Origin of the sequence: Micromonospora eburnea, from assembly GCF_900090225.1 — a bacterium.
GTDB classification, from domain to species: Bacteria; Actinomycetota; Actinomycetes; order Mycobacteriales; family Micromonosporaceae; genus Micromonospora; species Micromonospora eburnea.
Window position 1 is genome coordinate 2,718,909 of record NZ_FMHY01000002.1, and the last position, 16,545, is coordinate 2,735,453.

Sequence of the window (16,545 nt, forward strand, 5' to 3'; positions counted from 1 at the left end):
GCCGCTCCGGCCCCGCCTCGGCGGGGCCGGAGCGGGGCGCGTCAGAGCCGCTCGACCGTCGGCCCCTGGCAGCGGTTGCGGGTGTCGAAGACGTAGCGGGCGTGCCGGGTCACCAGGTCGTAGTCGAAGCAGTCGTGGTCGGTCACCACCACCACCGCGTCGGCCGCGCGGACCTCGTGCTCGGTCAGCTCCACCAGCGCCACCCCGTCCGGGACGTGGTGCGGCTCGGCGTACGGCTCCACGGCGAGCACCTCCGCACCGAGGCCGCGCAGCCGGGCCGCCACGTCCGCGGCGGGCGAGTCCCGCATGTCCCCGGTGTTGCGCTTGTACGCCAGACCGAGCAGCAGCAGCCGGGCGCCGGTGACGGCCCGGCCGCAGCGGTTCAGGCCCGCCATGACCCGCTGCGCCACGTGCTCGGGCATCTCGTGGTTGATGTCGTTGGCCAGCTCGATGAAGCGGAACTGCCGGCCGAGCCGGCGCCTCACCTGCCAGGACAGGTAGCAGGGGTCGATCGGCAGGCAGTGCCCGCCCACGCCCGGACCGGGCCGGAACGGCATGAACCCGAACGGCTTCGTCTCGGCGGCCTCGATCGCCTGCCAGACGTCGATGTCGAGCTGGTGGGAGAGCATCGTCAGCTCGTTGATCAGGCCGATGTTGACCTGGCGGAAGGTGTTCTCGATCAGCTTGGTCAACTCGGCCACCCGGGTCGAGTCGACCGGCACCGTCCGCTCGACCAGTCGCCGGTAGAAGGCGTCCACCCGGTGCAGCGAGGCGTTGTCCACCCCGGACACCACCTTCGGGGTGTTCTCCAACCGCCAGGTCGGGTTGCCCGGGTCGATCCGCTCCGGGCTGTAGCCGAGGTGGAAGTCGGCCGGGCTGCATAGCCCGCTGGTGGATTCCAGCAGTGGACGGAGCAGCTCCTCGGTGGTGCCCGGGTATGTGGTGGACTCCAGGATCACCGTGCAGCCGGGCCGCAGGTACGGCCCGATGTTCAGGCCGGCCTGCTCGACGAAGCCGAGGTCGGGAGTGCCGTCGCGCAGCGGTGTGGGCACGGTGATGACACAGAAGTCGAAGCCCTCCGCGTCGGCGTAGTCGCTGCTCGGGCGGTAGCGTCCGGTGTACAGGGCCCGCCCCAGCCGGTCGACCGGAATGTCCTCCACGTAGGACTCGCCGTTGGTGAGCAGCTTCACCCGGTCGGTGTCCACGTCGAGCCCGACGACGTCCATGCCGGCCTCGACCGCGCGTACGGCGAGCGGCAGTCCCACGTATCCCTGGCCGATCACGACCAGCTTCTCAGTACTCACCCGGGCTCCTCACGAGTACGTACGTACCCCGTCCGTCACCCTAGGTGGAGTTTGCGCGCTGTATGTCTGGTTTGGGCATTCTGCTGCTGTCGGGTCCTGTGCGACGGCCCCGGCGAGTCAGTTGCCCGCAGGCAGTCCGCCACCGCCGCCTGGCGGGGGCGTCGTCGGGTTGGTGGTCGGCGGTGAGGAGTTGTCCGTCGTCGGGTCCGGACTGCTCGGCGTCGTCGCCGAAGCGGGCGGGGTGGCCGACACCGCGTCCGACGGTGACGGCTCGACGGACGCGCTCGGAGACCCGGTCGGGGTCGGGGTGGAGGTCGCCGTCTCCGGCGGGCGGTTGCCCGGCCCCCGCCGGGTCGGCCGGTTGCTCTGCTCGGCGGGCGCCGACTCCTCGGCGACCGGCGTGTCGTCGCTGGAGGTGGTGGCCGGTGGTGGGGTCTTGATGGTGGTGGCCGGCTCGTCCGCGTCCCCGGAGGCGCCCAGCGCGGCGCCGAGCGCGGCCAGCGCCACAAGTACCGCGGCGGCCGCGCCGACCAGCGTTCCCCGTCGGCGACCCGGCCGGGCCGGTGACGGTGCCACGACTGGAAGATCGTCCCTGGTGTCCGCGACCCCGGCCGAGCTGCGTAACCTGACCGGCGCCGTCGGCGCCGTCGAGGTCGGCGAGTCGGAGGTCGCGGCCCGGGCCGCGGCGGCCATCGCCGCGCCGGTGGGGAAGCGCTTGGCGGGGTCCTTCGCGAGCGCCCGGGCGACCAGGTCGCGGACCGGCTGCGGGATGTCCGCCGGCAGTTCCGGCGGCTCGTCGTCCAGGTGGCGGACGGCCACCTGGAGCGGACTGTCGCCGGTGAAGGGCGGGCTGCCGGTGAGGCAGCAGTAGGTCACCGCGCCGAGCGCGTAGATGTCGGTGGCACCGGAGACGGGGCGGCCGGCCGCCTGCTCGGGGGCCATGTAGAGGGCGGTGCCGGGCACCGCGTTCGTGCTGGTGATGCTGGTCACGTTGGTCGACCGGGCCACCCCGAAATCGACCAGGGTGACGGCGCCGTTCGCCTGAACCAGCAGATTGCTCGGCTTCACGTCCCGGTGGACGATGCCCCGGGCGTGCGCGGCGTGCAGGGCCTCGGCGACCTGCGCCACGATCGACATCGTCTCGGCGACCTCGAGTCGGCCGGCCGCTTCGATCCGCTTGGACAGCGGCTCGCCCTCGACGAACTCCATGACCAGGTAGTCGGCCCGGCCGCCGTCGGGAAGCTCGTCCTGGCCGCAGTCGAAGACCTGCACCACGCCCGGGTTCCGCAGGGCGGCCATGATCCGCGCCTCGGCGCGGAAGCGGGCGATGAAGTCGGGATCGGAGACCAGCGCGGGCAGCAGGACCTTCACCGCGACCTGACGGCCCAGCACCAGGTCAGTGGCCCGCCAGACGTCGCCCATGCCGCCCGTGGCGACACGGTCGTTCAGCCGGTACCGGCCGCTGAGGACGACCTCCGATGACAACACCCCCATACCGTACCCAGACCGGTCGCAGAGTATTTCCCGTGATCTCACCCGTTCGGGCGACGGTCGATTCGACCCGTTTCGCCGAAACGGTCAGCGACCGCCGCCCCGATCGGCTGAGGGTCATGATTCGAGTACGATCGGCCAGGGAGGCGCCGACCGTTGGTCCGCTGTCCGGCCGGGCGGGCCGTTCGAGCTCCGCCGCAGCGTATGGCCGCTGATGTTCGTTACGCCGACCCGCCGCCGGTGCCCGGCGACAATTCTCACCTTCCTCCGATGGGCTGGCCGCTTGTCCGCCCGTCCATCCGCTCCTACCGTTAGCCCGGCTCTGGGGTGCCCCATGGCGCGGGTACGGTATGTCCGCCGACGGCCGTTACGTCGCGGCACCTGTCCATGTGCGTCCGTGCGTCTCCACGCCGAACGCCGATCAGGTCAGCGGGGGGCTGGTGGTGCGGGTGGTGATCCGGTCACCCGACCGTTCGTGCGCCGGATATGCCGGCACGCTCCGGTCCCGGGATTCGGCAGGGCGGAAACGGCGGGTCCATGACCGGTGACCTGAGCGAGGCGGCCACCGCGGCGCAGGCGGGCGACGAGGACGCCTTCCGCTTCCTCTACCGCAGCCTCCAGCCCGGCCTGCTGCGCTACCTCACCGCCCTGGTGGGCGGGGACGCCGAGGACGTCGCGTCCGAGACCTGGTTGCAGATCTCCCGCGACCTGCCCACCTTCACCGGCGGGGAGTTCCGGGCCTGGACGGTCACCATCGCGCGCAACCGGGCGATGGACCACCTGCGCCGGCAGCGGCGACGACCGTCCCTCCCGGTGCCGGTCCAGGCGCTCAGCGGGCTGGCCGGGGACGCCGACACGGCCGAGCGGGCCGGCGAGAGCATCGGCACCGAGAGCGCGCTGGCGCTGATCGCGACCCTGCCGCCCCGGGAGGCGGAGGCGGTCCTGCTGCGGGCCGTGATCGGCCTCGACGCGGAGACCGCCGGGCGGGTTCTCGGCCGGCGCCCGGGAGCCGTTCGTACCGCAGCGCACCGCGGCCTGCGCCGGCTCGCCTCGCTCCTGGAACGCACCGACCCCGTATCGCTGTCCGACCGGGCCGGGGAGGCCGCCCCGCCCCACCCCCGTACCGGCCGGGGGCGGCAGGCGCCGAACGCGCCGACGGCGGAGCCGGCGGATGGATGACGGTGGGGGGATTGGGATGAGCTTTCGCCGGCCCGACGACCGGGCGGAGTCCGAGCGTCTCCTCGACGCGGCCCGCGCCGGGCAGCCGCCACCCGGGGCCGACCCGCTGGCCCGGCTGCTCGCCGCGGCGAGCGCCCCGGGCGACTCGACCGAGCTGGCCGGTGAGGAGCAGGCGCTCGCCGCGTTCCGGGCGGCCCGGGCGAACCCGTCGGCGGCACCGGCGCCGGCACCCCGGTGGGGACGCTTCCGGGTCGGCGTGGCGGCCTGGACGGCCGGAATCGCCGCCGTCGCCACCGCCGGGGTCGCCGTCGCCGCGGTGAACCTGGACCGGTCCGAGGTCCCGACGCCGACGCCGCCGCCGCCGTCGACCGTCTCGGCCGGCACCTCCGCCGGCAGTACCGGCGCGGGTAGCCCGAGCCGGCCGGCCCAGTCCCGGGCGGCGAGCCCGAGCACCGGTGCCCCCGTGCCGTCCGCCGAACCCGGCCCGACCGGTTCCGGCGACCCCGGAAAGCCGGCGCCGCCCGGGAATCTCGCCGGCCACTGCCGGGCGTACCTGGCGAAGTCGGCCGAGCAGCGGGCGCGGGCGCTGGACACGCCGGGCTTCGCCGGCCTGGTCACGGCGGCCGGCGGAGCCGAGCAGGTCGAGGAGTACTGCGTCCGGCTCGTACCGGAGGCGGTCGGTAAGCCGCCGCCGGATGCCCGATCCACCCGGTCGCCCGAGGCCACGTCGATGCGGCCCCCCGCCCGTGCCACCGGAAAGCCGGACGCCGGCTGATCCCGACAGCCACCAGATTCCGGACAAACATTCATCTCTCCGGACGCGCGGATTCCGTCTGCTAGACACATGATGGTGGAAGCGTGTGCGACCGGTGACGGTGCGCGTCCTGGTCGACGCGGTGACCGCCACCCGGAGAGAGGAGCCGTCTCTTGGTGATGTCGCCGGAGTTGGACCGGGCCACCGTCCTGCGGGACGAGGCCGCGGCGGCCGGGTATCTCGCCAGGATCTGCTTCAAGACCGGCCCGCCCACCCTGACCGGTGTCGAGCTGGAATGGACGGTGCACGACGCCGCGGACCCGACCCGCCCGGTCGACCGCGAGCGCCTGCGCCGGGCGCTGGGGCGGCACAGCCCCGTCACCATCGACCCCACCAGCCCCGCCCAGAGACTCCGGCACGGCGGCGCCGTGACCGTGGAGCCGGGCGGGCAGGTGGAGATCTCCTCCGCGCCGCGACCCTCGGTCGCCGCGCTGATCCTGGCCACCGAGGCCGACATCGCCGAACTGACCGCCGCGCTGCACGCCGACGGTCTCGTTCTGGGCCGCAGCGGGATGGATCCCTGGCGGGCCCCGCTTCCGGTGCTGGAAACGCCCCGTTACCAGGCCATGCGATGCGTCTTCGACCGGCGCGGCCCGGCCGGTCGCGCCATGATGTACAGCACCGCCGGCCTCCAGGTCTGCCTCGACGCGGGGGAGCCGGCGCGGTTGGCGCAGCGATGGGCCGCCGCCCACGCGGTCGGGCCGCCGCTGCTGGCCGCCTTCGCCACCGCCGACCGCCACGCCGGCCGACGTACCGGATGGGCCTCCACGCGGATGGCCGCCTGGCTGGCCATCGACCCGGCCCGGACGGCCCCGGTCTGGTCGCCCGCCCGGCCCGACCGCGACCCGGTCGCCGCCTGGACGGAGTACGCGCTCGCCGCGCCCCTGCTCTGCGTACGCGACGACGGCCCGGACTGGACCCCGCCGGCCGGCGTCACCTTCGCCGACTGGCTGGCCGGAGCGCTGCCCCACCCGCCGACCACCGACGACCTGGAGTACCACCTCAGCACCCTCTTCCCGCCGGTCCGCCCCCGCGGCTACCTGGAGATCCGCTATCTGGACGCCCAACCGGGCCGGGAGTGGGCGGTGCCGCTCGCGGTGCTGGCGGCGCTCTTCGCCGACCCGGGCACCACCCGGGAGGCGCTGGCCGTCGCCGAGCCGGTCGCCGACCGTTGGCACGCCGCCGCCCGGTACGGGCTGGCCGACGCGCCGCTGGCCGACGCCGCGGCGGCGCTGTTCGAGCTGGCCCTGGCGGCCCTGCCCGGGCTGGACCTGCCGGCCGGACGCCACGAGGAGATGAGCCGAGGAATCCGGCGGCATCGCGCCGTCGTGGAGAGGAGGCACCGGTGACCACGACCGAACGGACGGATACGGACAGCGAGCGGCTGCGCAGCCGGATCGCGGCGGAACTGGACCGCACCCGGGCCCGCAGCGCCCTGCTGACCGACGCGGTGGACGACGACGACCTGGTGCGGCAGCACTCGACGCTGATGTCGCCGCTGGTGTGGGACCTGGCGCACGTCGGCAACCAGGAGGAGCTGTGGCTGGTGCGCGACGTCGGCGGCCGTGAGCCGGTGCGCCGCGACATCGACGACCTGTACGACGCGTTCAAACAGCCGCGCCGGGACCGACCGTCGCTGCCCCTGCTGCCCCCGGCCGAGGCACGGGCGTACGTGCGTACCGTGCGGCACAAGGTCCTCGACCTGCTCGACGGTGTCCGGTTCACCGACCGGAGGCTGGTCGAGGACGGCTTCGCGTTCGGGATGATCGTGCAGCACGAGCAGCAGCACGACGAGACCATGCTCGCCACCCACCAGCTGCGTGCCGGGGCGCCGGTGCTGGACGCGCCGCCGCCACCCGAGCCGCGCGCCCGGGTGGCCGGCGAGGTGCTGGTGCCGGCCGGGCCGTTCACCATGGGCACCTCGACCGACCCGTGGGCGCTGGACAACGAGCGCCCCGCGCACACCGTCGAGCTGCCGGCGTACGTCATCGACGTGGCGCCGGTCACCAACGGGCAGTACCGGGCCTTCGTCGCCGACGGCGGGTACGACGAGCCGCGCTGGTGGAGCGCGGCCGGCTGGCGGCACCGCGTGGAGGCCGAGCTGAGCGCACCGATGCACTGGCGGCGGGACGGCGACGGCTGGGCGTACCGCCGGTTCGGCCGGTGGTCGCCGGTACGCGACGACGAGCCCGTGGTGCACGTCTGCTGGTACGAGGCGGAGGCGTACGCGGCCTGGGCCGGCAAGCGGCTGCCGACCGAGGCGGAGTGGGAGAAGGCGGCCCGCTGGGACCCGGCGACCGGCCGGTCCCGGCGCTATCCGTGGGGCGACGAGGACCCGACGGTCGAGCACGCCAACCTGGGTCAGCGGCACCTGTGGCCGGCACCGGTGGGGGCGTATCCGGCGGGCGCGTCGCCGCTGGGCGTGCACCAACTCGTCGGCGACGTCTGGGAGTGGACCTCGACGACGTTCCGGGGGCATCCGGGCTTCGTCGCGTTCCCCTACCGGGAGTACTCGGAGGTCTTCTTCGGCGACGACTACCGGGTGCTGCGCGGCGGCTCCTTCGGCACCGACCGGGCCGCCTGCCGGGGCACGTTCCGCAACTGGGACTACCCGATCCGCCGGCAGATCTTCAGCGGCTTCCGCTGCGCCCGCGACGCCCGGACGGAAGAGGCGGCGGCGTGACCGGCGGTGCCGGCTGATGTGCCGCCACCTGGCGTACCTCGGTCCGCCGGTCAGCCTGCGGAGCCTGCTGTACGACCCGCCGTACGGGCTGCTGCGGCAGTCCTGGGTGCCCCGGGACATGCGCGGCGGCGGCACGATCAACGCGGACGGCTTCGGGATCGGCTGGTACCCGGGCGGCGGCGGCGACCCGGTGCGCTACCGGCGGGCACAGCCGCTGTGGAGCGACACCACCCTGCCGGAGCTGGCCGCGGTGACTGTCGCCGGTGCGGTGCTGGCCGCCGTCCGGTCCGCCACGGTCGGCATGCCGGTGCAGGAGACGGCCGCCGCGCCGTTCGCCGAGGGGCGCTGGCTGTTCAGCCACAACGGCGTGGTCCGGGGCTGGCCGGACGCGGTGGTGCCGCTCGCCGCGGAACTGCCGGTCCGTGACCTGCTGACGCTGGACGCGCCGACCGACGCGGCGCTGCTCTGGGCGCTGGTCCGGCATCGGCTGCGGGCCGGCGAGGACCCGGCGGCAGCGGTGGCCGCAACCGTGGCGGCGGTCAGCGCGGCGGCCCCCGGGTCGCGGTTGAACCTGCTGCTGACCGACGGCGAGACCGTGGTGGCCAGCGTGGCCGGGCACGCGCTGTCGCTGCGGCGTACCCCGGGGTCGGTGGTGTTGGCCTCGGAGCCCCTCGACGACGACCCGGGCTGGCGGGCGGTGCCGGAGGGGCGGTTGGTGGTGGCCACCGCGACCGGGGTGCACAGCCGGGACTGGTCGGCTGACGCGGACGTTTCCATATCTCAGCCAGAAGGGACAGCTCATGAGCGCGGAGCCACTGGAGATCTACCTGGAGGAGCAGGACCTCGGCCGCGGCCTGCGGGAGGACGTCCGGCTAGGGCTGACGGCGCGGCCGAAGTGGCTGCCGCCGAAATGGTTCTACGACGCGCGCGGCAGTGAACTGTTCGGGGAGATCACCCGGCTGCCGGAGTACTACCCGACCCGGGCCGAGCGGGCCGTGCTGGCCGAGCACGCCGACGAGATCGTCGAGTTGACCGGCGCGAAGACGTTGATCGAGCTGGGGTCCGGCTCGTCGGAGAAGACCCGGTTGCTGCTGGACGCGTTCACCCGGCACGGCGAGTTGGGCACGTTCGTGCCGCTGGACGTCTCGGTCAGCGCGCTGCGCCAGTCCACCGGGCAGATCGCCGCCGAATATCCCGGCCTGCGGGTACGCGGCATCGTCGGCGACTTCACCCGGCAACTGGACCGGCTGCCCACCGGCGGCCGGCGGCTGGTGGTGTTCCTCGGCGGGACCATCGGCAACCTGCTCCCGGTGGAGCGGGCCGAGTTCCTCACCGCCATGCGCGCCGCCCTGGAGGCCGGCGACTGGCTGCTGATCGGCACCGACCTGGTCAAGGACCCGAAGATGATCGTGCCCGCGTACGACGACGCCGCCGGGGTGACCGCCGAGTTCAACCGCAACGTGCTCCACGTGATCAACCGGGAGCTGGGTGCCGACTTCGACCCGGAGGCGTTCACCCACGTGGCGGTCTGGGACCCGGAGCACGAGTGGATCGAGATGCGGTTGCGTGCCGAGCACCCGATGCGGGTGCACGTGCTGGACCTGACCGTCGAGTTCGCCGCCGGCGAGGAGTTGCGTACCGAGATCTCGGCGAAGTTCCGGCCGGCGGGGATCGCGGCGGAGCTGGCCGACGCCGGGTTCGAGCGGCAGTCGTTCTGGACCGACCCCGGCGGGCTGTTCGGCGTCACCCTCGCCCGGGCCGACTGAAGGGCCGCGCAGAGCCGGGCGTTGTTCCCCCGCGCCGGCCGGGCCCCGGAGGTGGGCTAGGCTGGTCGGTGCGAAGGGGAGTAGCCCCCAATGTCGTGGTCGACATACTGATGCGTCCCGCATCCGGCCACGCGGCCCCGGCCTCGGGGCGGGCGAGACCTTCGACTCAGGCTGTCGCAGCCGGGTCGAGGGCACCCCATACCTCCTCCCGGCTTGATCGGGAAGGTTCAGATGGACGGTTTCCTCGTCGCGCTGCTGGTCAGCTTCGGCGTCATCTTCGTCGCCGAGCTGGGCGACAAGTCCCAGCTCATGGCACTGACGTTCGCCACGCGGTTCAAGCCCGTGCCGGTGCTCATCGGCATCACCGTCGCCACCGCGCTCGTGCACCTGGCGTCGGTGGGGATCGGGTACGGACTGCACGCCGCGCTGCCCACCAGCTGGATCTCGCTCATCGCCGGCGTGGCGTTCCTCGGCTTCGGCGCGTGGACCCTGCGCGGCGACAAGCTCACCGAGGAGGAGAAGCGTAAGGCGGAGAAGAGCAGCCGCAACGCCATCATCGCCGTCGGCGTCGCGTTCTTCCTGGCCGAGCTGGGTGACAAGACCATGTTGGCCACCATCACCCTGGCCACCAAGTACGGCTGGTTCGGCACCTGGCTCGGCTCCACCCTCGGCATGGTGGCCGCCGACGCGCTGGCGATCATGGTGGGCCGGCTGCTCGGCCGGCACCTGCCGGAGAAGGCCATCCGGTACGGCGCGGCGGTCCTGTTCGCCGTCACCGGCCTCTGGCTGATCCTCGAGGCGGTCGCCAAGCTGACCTGAGCCCCGCTCCCGGTTCCGCCGTCCCGCTCCAGGCCGGGCGGTGGTGGCGGAACCGGGAGCGGTGTCTCTCCGGTGCGGCGGTCCGCACCAGGCGCCGTGCCGGGCGGCGGCGTCGATGATCGTGCGCGCCGCGCCGGGTATGAACATCTCCGGCCCGCTGCGGCGCAGCGGAGCAGCGCATAGCGTGACCCACGAGAGGCGAACGCTGCCACGAGCGGGAGGTCCAGCGCATGAGCAGGCACGACGAGCCCAACGAGTACGGCTTCGCCGGTGACCCCACGGCCCCGGAGCCGCCGCCCGGCGGGCGCGCCGACGAGCAGGACAAGGCCGAGGCGGTCGCGGTGCCGGGCGACGACCTGATGGAGCCGTACGCCGAGGCGGTGGAGGAGGAGACCGAGGAGCCGGCGGAGACCGAGCGGGAGCGTACGGCCGAACACCGGCGCTGACCGGCGTACCCGCGCGCCGGTCGCGCTACCGGGCGCCGCCGCGGTTGCGGTCTCGTACAGGGCCGCCCGATACGGACGGACCCTCGCCCGCATCGACCGGTTCGCGCCCACGTCGCAGACGTGCTCGGCGTGCGGCCGGACCGACGGACCCAAACCGCTGTCCGTCCGGTCGTGGACCTGCCCCTGCGGGCGGTCCACGACCGGGACGCCAACCCAGCGATCAACGTGCTCGCGGCGGGACGCGCCGAGAGCGTGAACGCCTGTAAAGCGCAGGTAAGACCAGCATCCGTGCCGGCACCGCGCCGTGAAACGGCGAATCCACCCAGGCGTTGCGGGCTGTTCCGCCCGCAACGCGGAGGGAATCCCCGTCCCTTCAGGGCGGGAGACCGTCAAGCGGACTCCTCCTCGTACACGTCCGGCACACCGTCGCCGTCGGAGTCCCGGCTCTCCCGTTCCGAGATCCGCCGGTAGGCCCGGTTGCGTCGCCGCAGCACGCCGGAGGCGAGCGCGGCGGAGACCAGCGACCCGAACAGGACGGCCGCCTTCACCCCGTCGTTCTCCGGGCTGCCGGGCCCGAAGGCCAGCTCGCCGATGAGCAGCGAGACGGTGAAGCCGATGCCGGCCAGCAACGACAGCCCGAACATGTCCGCCCAGGTGATGTCCTCGTCGAGTTCGGCGCGGGTGAACCGGGCGAGCAGGAACGTCGAGCCGAACACGCCGATGCTCTTGCCGAGCACCAGCCCGGCGACCACCCCGAGCACCACCGGGTCGGTGAGCACGCCGGCCAGATCCACGTCGACCAGCGACACGCCGGCGGCGAAGAACGCGAAGACCGGCACCGCCAGGCCGGCCGAGACCGGCCGCCACCGGTGCTCCAGCCGCTCGGCCAGCCCCGGCCCGTGGCCCCGCCCGGCCTCGTCCGGTCCGTCGCCGCGCTCGGCCCCCTCCGGTCGGTTGCCGCGCTTGGCCAGCACCGGCACGGTGAAGCCGAGCAGCACCCCGGAGACCGTGGCGTGCACCCCGGAGGCGTGCACCAGGCCCCAGGCGAGCACGGCGAGCGGCACGAGCGCCCACCACCAGACCCGGCGCCGCCGCACCACGAGGGCGAAGACGGCGATCGGCACGAGCGCCCCGAGCAGCGGCAGGACGTGGAAGTCGGCGGTGTAGAAGACCGCGATGATGATGATCGCGAAGAGGTCGTCGACCACCGCGAGGGTGAGCAGGAACGCGCGTAGCCCCTGCGGCAGGTGGGAGCTGACGACGGCCAGTACGGCCAGCGCGAACGCGATGTCGGTGGCGGTGGGGATGGCCCAGCCGCGCAGGCCCGCCCCGCCCGCCGCGAGGGTCACCGTGACGTAGCACAGGGCGGGCATCGCCATGCCGCCCAGCGCGGCCACCACCGGCAGCGCGGCCCGCCGGGGATCCCGCAGGTCACCGGCGACGAATTCGCGCTTCAGCTCCAGGCCCACCACGAAGAAGAAGATCGCGAGCAGCCCGTCGGCGGCCCAGGTGGCCAGGTCGAGGTCGAGGTGCAGCGCCGTGCCGCCGGGCCATGGCACCCAGTCGGCGAGGGCGGCGTACGCGCCACGCCACGGTGAGTTGGCCCAGATCAGGGCGATGACCGCGCCGAGCAGCAGCAGCCCGCCACCGACGGTCTCGGTGCGCAGCACGTCGGCCAGAAAACGCGCCTCTGGCCAGGAACGGCGGGACAGCAGGTGCTCAGGGGCTCGGTTGGGCATGCGGTGTCACCTCGGATGATCGGGTTGTCGGGGACAAACGCCGACCAGACTTCCCGGCACACCGCCTCCGAGCCTATCCGGTCCGGTGCCGGCACCGCGAATCGGACGTTTCCTGGTCCCGGAGCAGGCGGCCCGCCGTCGGCCCTCAGCGCTGCCCGGGCAGCGTCGGCAGCGACGCGCCGGAGTCCTGACAGAGCGCCGCCAGCCGCTTGATCAGCTCGTCCGGGTCGGCGTACGGGTCCAGGCCGCGTACCTCCTCGGGAGGAAGCGCCGGCACCCGGACGTGCGAGATGAGCGGGTGCAGCGGACGGCGGTCCGTCTCGCCGGCGCCGAAGAGGTGCTCGTGCAGCTTCTCGCCCGGACGCAGCCCGGTGTAGACGATGTCGACCGGGGTGTCCGCCTCGGCGGCGAGTCGGCGGGCGAGGTCGGCGATGCGTACCGGCTCACCCATGTCGAGCACCAGTGCCTCGCCGCCCCGGCCGATGATGGCCGCCTGGAGCACCAGCTGCACCGCCTCCTGGGCGGTCATGAAGTAGCGCGTCACCTCCGGGTGCGTGACGGTGATCGGCATCCCGGCCCGGATCTGGGCCTGGAACGCGGTCAGCACCGAGCCCCGACTGCTGAGCACGTTGCCGAACCGGACGCTCAGGTACGACCCGCCGAACCGCTTGGCGTAGTGGGCGGTGAGCCGCTCGGTGATCCGCTTGGTGTGGCCGAGGACGCTGACCGGATTGGCCGCCTTGTCGGTGGAGATGTTGACGAACTGGGCCACGTCGCGGCACGCCTCCAGCACGTTGAGGGTGCCCCAGACGTTGGTCATGAGCGCCTCGCCGGGGTGCCGCTGGAGCAGCGTGAGGTGCTTGAGGGCCGCCGCGTGGAAGACCACGTCCGGCTGCCGGTCGGCGATGATCCGGGCGATGCTCTCCGCGTCCCGGATGTCCGCCAGGATCAGCTCGGGGCCGTCCAGCAGTGCCCGGCCGTGCAGCGACATCTGCAGGGCGTGTAGCGCCGACTCGTCCCGGTCCAGCATCATCAGCTCGTCCGGTTCGCAGCGGGCGATCTGCCGGCACAGCTCGGAACCGATCGAGCCGCCGGCCCCGGTGACCAGGATCCGGCGGCCGGCCAGGCCGTTGCGTTCCACGGCCAACTCGGCGACCCGCTGCGCCCGGCCGAGCAGGTCGGTGATCTGCATGTCCCGGACGTCGGTGACCGCGACCGGGCGGTCCAGCAGCTCGCGTACCGGGGGCAGCACCTTGAACGCGGCGCCGGCCTGAAGCGTGCGGTCCCGGACGTCGCGCAGCAGCTCGGCGTCGGCGCCGCTCATCGAGAAGATCACGGTACGGGCCCCGCTGCTCCGCACCACCGGGCCGATCTCCTCTCGGCCGCCGAGCACGCGCAGCCCGGACAGGCGCAGCCGCCGGTTGTCGGGATCGTCGTCGAGCAGGCCCACCGGCAGGTAGCGGCCCTGCGGGTCGTCGAGCAGCGCCCGCACCAGCCGCTCGCTCGCCGCGTCCACGCCGTAGACGAGGCACCGCTCGGTGCTGCGTACCGGTCGGCGGTGCCGTTCCTGGCGGGCCCGCCAGATGGAGCGCCCGGCGGCCATCAGCACCAGGGCGACCGTGCCGCCCACCAGTGGGGTGCTGACCGGCACCGGATGCTGGGTCCACGGCAGCAGTCCGACCAGCGCCACCAATGCGGCGATCGCCGCGGTGCTGGCCAGTCGGCGGGCCTCACCGGCGCTGCCGATCGGGTGGCGTCCGTGCGTCCGGAAGCGCAGCAGGGTGAGCGCCGCGTGGATCGCGGCGCAGGCGAGCGCCACGGCCAGCACCCGCGCGCAGTCGCGGGCGGTGAGTTCGAACTCGTACCGGGTCCAGGCCGCCCCCAGAAATCCCCCGCACCAGGCGGCGGCGTCCAGCGTTAACAGGGAGAGGGTGGCTACGCGGCGGGTGACCCAGTCGCGGGGTCGAGCGGCATTTGCGGCGGCGATGGCTTCGCGATCCATGGTTGCCCTCTGCGTGGGATCCGAAATTGGAAGGATTTAGACCGTCTATGCGCTTCTGGTCGTTTACATTCGTCGAGGCGCTTACCGTGACGGATAGGCGTTTTGGATCCTGGCACGTGTAGTAGGCGTCTTAGGGGGGTTTCGTGCAGTTTCATCGGCTGGTCGGCGTGTCGCGAGGGGGAACGTGATGGACGTCGTCAGTTACCTGCGCATGGTCCGGCGGCACTGGTGGATCGTCCTGATCACCGTGATGCTCGCGCTGGGGACCGCCGCACTCATCACGGTCCGCGCCCCGGTCCGCTACCAGGCCTCGGTGACCTTCTTCGTCACCACGCCCACCCAGGGCGTCACCGACGCCTACCAGGGCAGCCTCTTCCTCCAGCAGCGGGTCAAGTCCTACGCCGACCTGCTCACCAGCGACCGGCTGGCGCAGAACGTGGTGTCGGAGAACCCGCTCGGCCTCACCGCCGACCAGGTACGGAGCCAGACCAGCACCACCACCCAGGCCGGCACGGTCCTGCTGAAGGCCACCTTCACCGACACCAACCAGAACCGGGCCCTGAAGACCACCGAGGCGCTCTCCGCGAAGTTCGTCGAGCTGGTGCAGAAGGTGGAGACGCCGCCGGACGGCAAGTTGCCGCCGATCAAGATCGAGGTGGTGAACGGCCCCCGGGTGACCTCCAGCCCGGTGTCGCCGCAGCCGGTCCGGAACCTGATCCTCGGCGGCCTTCTGGGCCTGGTGCTCGGCGCGGGACTGGCCGTGCTGCGCGGGCTGGCCGACGTCCGGATGCGGGACGCGGCCGCGCTCCAGCGGGTGACCGGCAGCCCGCTGCTCGGCGAGATCCCGTTCGAGGCCAGCGCCAGGTCGGCCCCGCTGATCGTCGGCGAGGCGGCCAACTCGACGCGCGCCGAGGCGGTTCGCAAACTGCGGACCAACCTGCGCTTCGTCGACGTGCACGAGCCGGCCCGGGTCATCGCGGTCACCAGCGCCCTACAGGGCGAGGGGAAGACCACCATGGCCTGCAACACCGCCATCGCGCTGGCCGAGGCGGGCTGGCGGGTGCTGCTCATCGACGCCGACCTGCGCCGGCCCAAGGTGGCCGACTACCTCGGCGTGGACGGTGGGGTGGGCCTCACCGACGTGCTGGTGGGTGACGTCCAGGTCGGCGACGTGGTGCAACGGTGGGGCGACAAGTCGCTGCTGGTCCTGCCCAGTGGCGCCACTCCGCCCAACCCCAGCGAACTGCTCGGGTCCAAGGCGATGGCGGACCTGCTGGTGGCCCTGCGGGAGTCGGCGGACATCGTGGTCATCGACACGGCGCCGCTGCTCGCCGTCACCGACGGTGTCGTGGTGGCCGTGCAGGCCGACGGCGCGCTGCTGATCACCCAGCAGGGGCGGACCTCGCGCAGCCAGGTGGCCGCCGCCGCCCGCGCGCTCCACTCCGTCTCGGTACGCCTGCTCGGCTGTGTGCTCAACATGGCCAAGGTCGCCAAGGCGGACGCCTACCAGTACGAGGCGTACCGGGTGGTCGTGCCGCCCGCACCGTCCGTGCCCGCCGACCGGGCCCGGGTCGCCCGGCACGGCGAGTCAGCCGGGGTCGGCGACCGCACTCAGGAACTCACCCGGCTGTCCCGATGAGCGCCAGCACGGGTCGGATGGACCGCTCGATCTCTTCGGCGCAACGCCGGAAGTCGGCCGGTGAGCCACCGATCGGATCGTTCAGGTCGTCCGTGTCGGGGGCGGCGGGCTGCAGCCGCCCCCGGGCGCGGGTCGCCGCCTCGACCGCGGTGCGCAGCGGCGACCGGCTGCGCGCCCCGGTCAGCTCGGCCGCGCCGGCCAGCCGGCCGAACTGGCGCAGGGTGAAGGTCCGGTGCAGCGCGGCCGGCGCCAGCGCCGCGCAGACGGACCGTTGCCGCCGGGTCGCGGTGAGCACCAGGCCGGCCCCGATCAGATGCTCGGGGCGCAGCCGGCGGGTGCGGAAGGCCGTCGGGTCCGCGCCGGTCCCGGCCGCGATCTCGATCGCGTACGGGTGCATGACCGCCCCGTCGACCGCGTCGGTTCCGGCGCTGGCCACGGTGACCGGCAGGTCGGCGAGGAGCCGGCGGGCGATGTACTCCGCCATCGGGGACCGGCACATGTTGGCGTGGCAGACGAAGAGCACCCCGTCGACCATCTGCACCCCTCTCGTCGGCACGGTCGCGGGACGGATCGCCGCGACGGCGGTGTTCCGGCGGTCGTGGCCGGACGCGGAGGGGATGCGAGCATCGTACGGGGTGCGCCAGCTCGGGTGCCGTTCGGCCG

The 16,545-nt window shown here is 73.4% G+C and carries 14 protein-coding genes and 1 pseudogene; 10 read left to right on the forward strand and 5 right to left on the reverse strand.

The features are described from left to right. Nucleotides 1-41 precede the first annotated feature (41 nt). Together GA0070604_RS12805 and GA0070604_RS12810 are read right to left on the reverse strand one after the other, a co-directional pair. Entirely contained in the window at nt 42-1,304 is a 1,263-nt protein-coding gene (locus tag GA0070604_RS12805; RefSeq protein ID WP_091118160.1) for a nucleotide sugar dehydrogenase, read from the reverse strand. 117 nt (nt 1,305-1,421) lie between these two features. After that, nucleotides 1,422-2,798, reverse strand: a complete 1,377-nt coding sequence (locus GA0070604_RS12810) for a serine/threonine-protein kinase (RefSeq protein WP_091118161.1) — start codon at nt 2,796-2,798, stop codon at nt 1,422-1,424. A 534-nt stretch (nt 2,799-3,332) separates the two neighbouring features. Between GA0070604_RS12810 and GA0070604_RS12815 the strand changes: the two genes are divergently transcribed. The 9 genes and pseudogenes from GA0070604_RS12815 to GA0070604_RS34275 all read left to right on the forward strand — a co-directional run bounded on the left by GA0070604_RS12815 (nt 3,333) and on the right by GA0070604_RS34275 (nt 10,758). After that, a complete protein-coding gene (locus GA0070604_RS12815; RefSeq protein ID WP_091118162.1) occupies nt 3,333-3,974 on the forward strand; it encodes an RNA polymerase sigma factor in 642 nt (213 codons plus the stop codon). Nucleotides 3,975-3,990: 16 nt separating this feature from the next. Further along, nucleotides 3,991-4,749 carry a hypothetical protein gene (locus GA0070604_RS12820; protein WP_091118163.1) on the forward strand — a complete coding sequence of 253 codons (759 nt, stop codon included), beginning with the start codon at nt 3,991-3,993 and terminating at the stop codon, nt 4,747-4,749. 152 nt (nt 4,750-4,901) lie between these two features. Further along, nucleotides 4,902-6,137 (forward strand): ergothioneine biosynthesis glutamate--cysteine ligase EgtA, encoded by a 1,236-nt coding sequence (gene egtA, locus GA0070604_RS12825; protein WP_091118164.1) that lies wholly within the window; start codon nt 4,902-4,904, stop codon nt 6,135-6,137. Then, nucleotides 6,134-7,471: an ergothioneine biosynthesis protein EgtB gene (gene egtB / locus GA0070604_RS12830; protein WP_091118165.1), complete on the forward strand. Its 1,338-nt coding sequence runs from the start codon at nt 6,134-6,136 to the stop codon at nt 7,469-7,471. The genes egtA and egtB overlap by 4 nt, the downstream gene beginning before the upstream one ends. Before the next feature lie 16 nt (nt 7,472-7,487). Then, nucleotides 7,488-8,210, forward strand: a pseudogene (gene egtC / locus GA0070604_RS12835) (ergothioneine biosynthesis protein EgtC); the annotation flags it as partial. A 61-nt stretch (nt 8,211-8,271) separates the two neighbouring features. After that, nucleotides 8,272-9,237, forward strand: a complete 966-nt coding sequence (egtD, locus tag GA0070604_RS12840; protein WP_091118166.1) for an L-histidine N(alpha)-methyltransferase — start codon at nt 8,272-8,274, stop codon at nt 9,235-9,237. A gap of 231 nt (nt 9,238-9,468) precedes the next feature. After that, nucleotides 9,469-10,056 carry a TMEM165/GDT1 family protein gene (locus tag GA0070604_RS12845; protein WP_091118167.1) on the forward strand — a complete coding sequence of 196 codons (588 nt, stop codon included), beginning with the start codon at nt 9,469-9,471 and terminating at the stop codon, nt 10,054-10,056. A gap of 230 nt (nt 10,057-10,286) precedes the next feature. Next, nucleotides 10,287-10,502 (forward strand): hypothetical protein, encoded by a 216-nt coding sequence (locus tag GA0070604_RS12850; protein WP_091118168.1) that lies wholly within the window; start codon nt 10,287-10,289, stop codon nt 10,500-10,502. Between the two features lie 91 nt (nt 10,503-10,593). Further along, a complete protein-coding gene (locus GA0070604_RS34275) occupies nt 10,594-10,758 on the forward strand; it encodes a zinc ribbon domain-containing protein (RefSeq protein WP_208602267.1) in 165 nt (54 codons plus the stop codon). Nucleotides 10,759-10,891: 133 nt separating this feature from the next. On the opposite strand, the gene nhaA is transcribed toward GA0070604_RS34275, so the two are convergent. Together nhaA and GA0070604_RS12865 are read right to left on the reverse strand one after the other, a co-directional pair. Then, on the reverse strand, nt 10,892-12,241 hold the full coding sequence (nhaA, locus tag GA0070604_RS12860) for a Na+/H+ antiporter NhaA (RefSeq protein ID WP_091118169.1): 1,350 nt from the start codon (nt 12,239-12,241) through the stop codon (nt 10,892-10,894). A 145-nt stretch (nt 12,242-12,386) separates the two neighbouring features. Beyond that, on the reverse strand, nt 12,387-14,243 hold the full coding sequence (locus tag GA0070604_RS12865) for a nucleoside-diphosphate sugar epimerase/dehydratase (protein WP_091118170.1): 1,857 nt from the start codon (nt 14,241-14,243) through the stop codon (nt 12,387-12,389). A gap of 187 nt (nt 14,244-14,430) precedes the next feature. Between GA0070604_RS12865 and GA0070604_RS12870 the strand changes: the two genes are divergently transcribed. Then, nucleotides 14,431-15,882, forward strand: coding sequence for a tyrosine-protein kinase domain-containing protein (locus tag GA0070604_RS12870; RefSeq protein WP_091118171.1), 1,452 nt, complete (start codon nt 14,431-14,433; stop codon nt 15,880-15,882). On the opposite strand, the gene GA0070604_RS12875 is transcribed toward GA0070604_RS12870, so the two are convergent. Then, entirely contained in the window at nt 15,863-16,417 is a 555-nt protein-coding gene (locus tag GA0070604_RS12875; protein ID WP_091127076.1) for an arsenate reductase/protein-tyrosine-phosphatase family protein, read from the reverse strand. The genes GA0070604_RS12870 and GA0070604_RS12875 overlap by 20 nt on opposite strands. Nucleotides 16,418-16,545 lie beyond the last annotated feature (128 nt).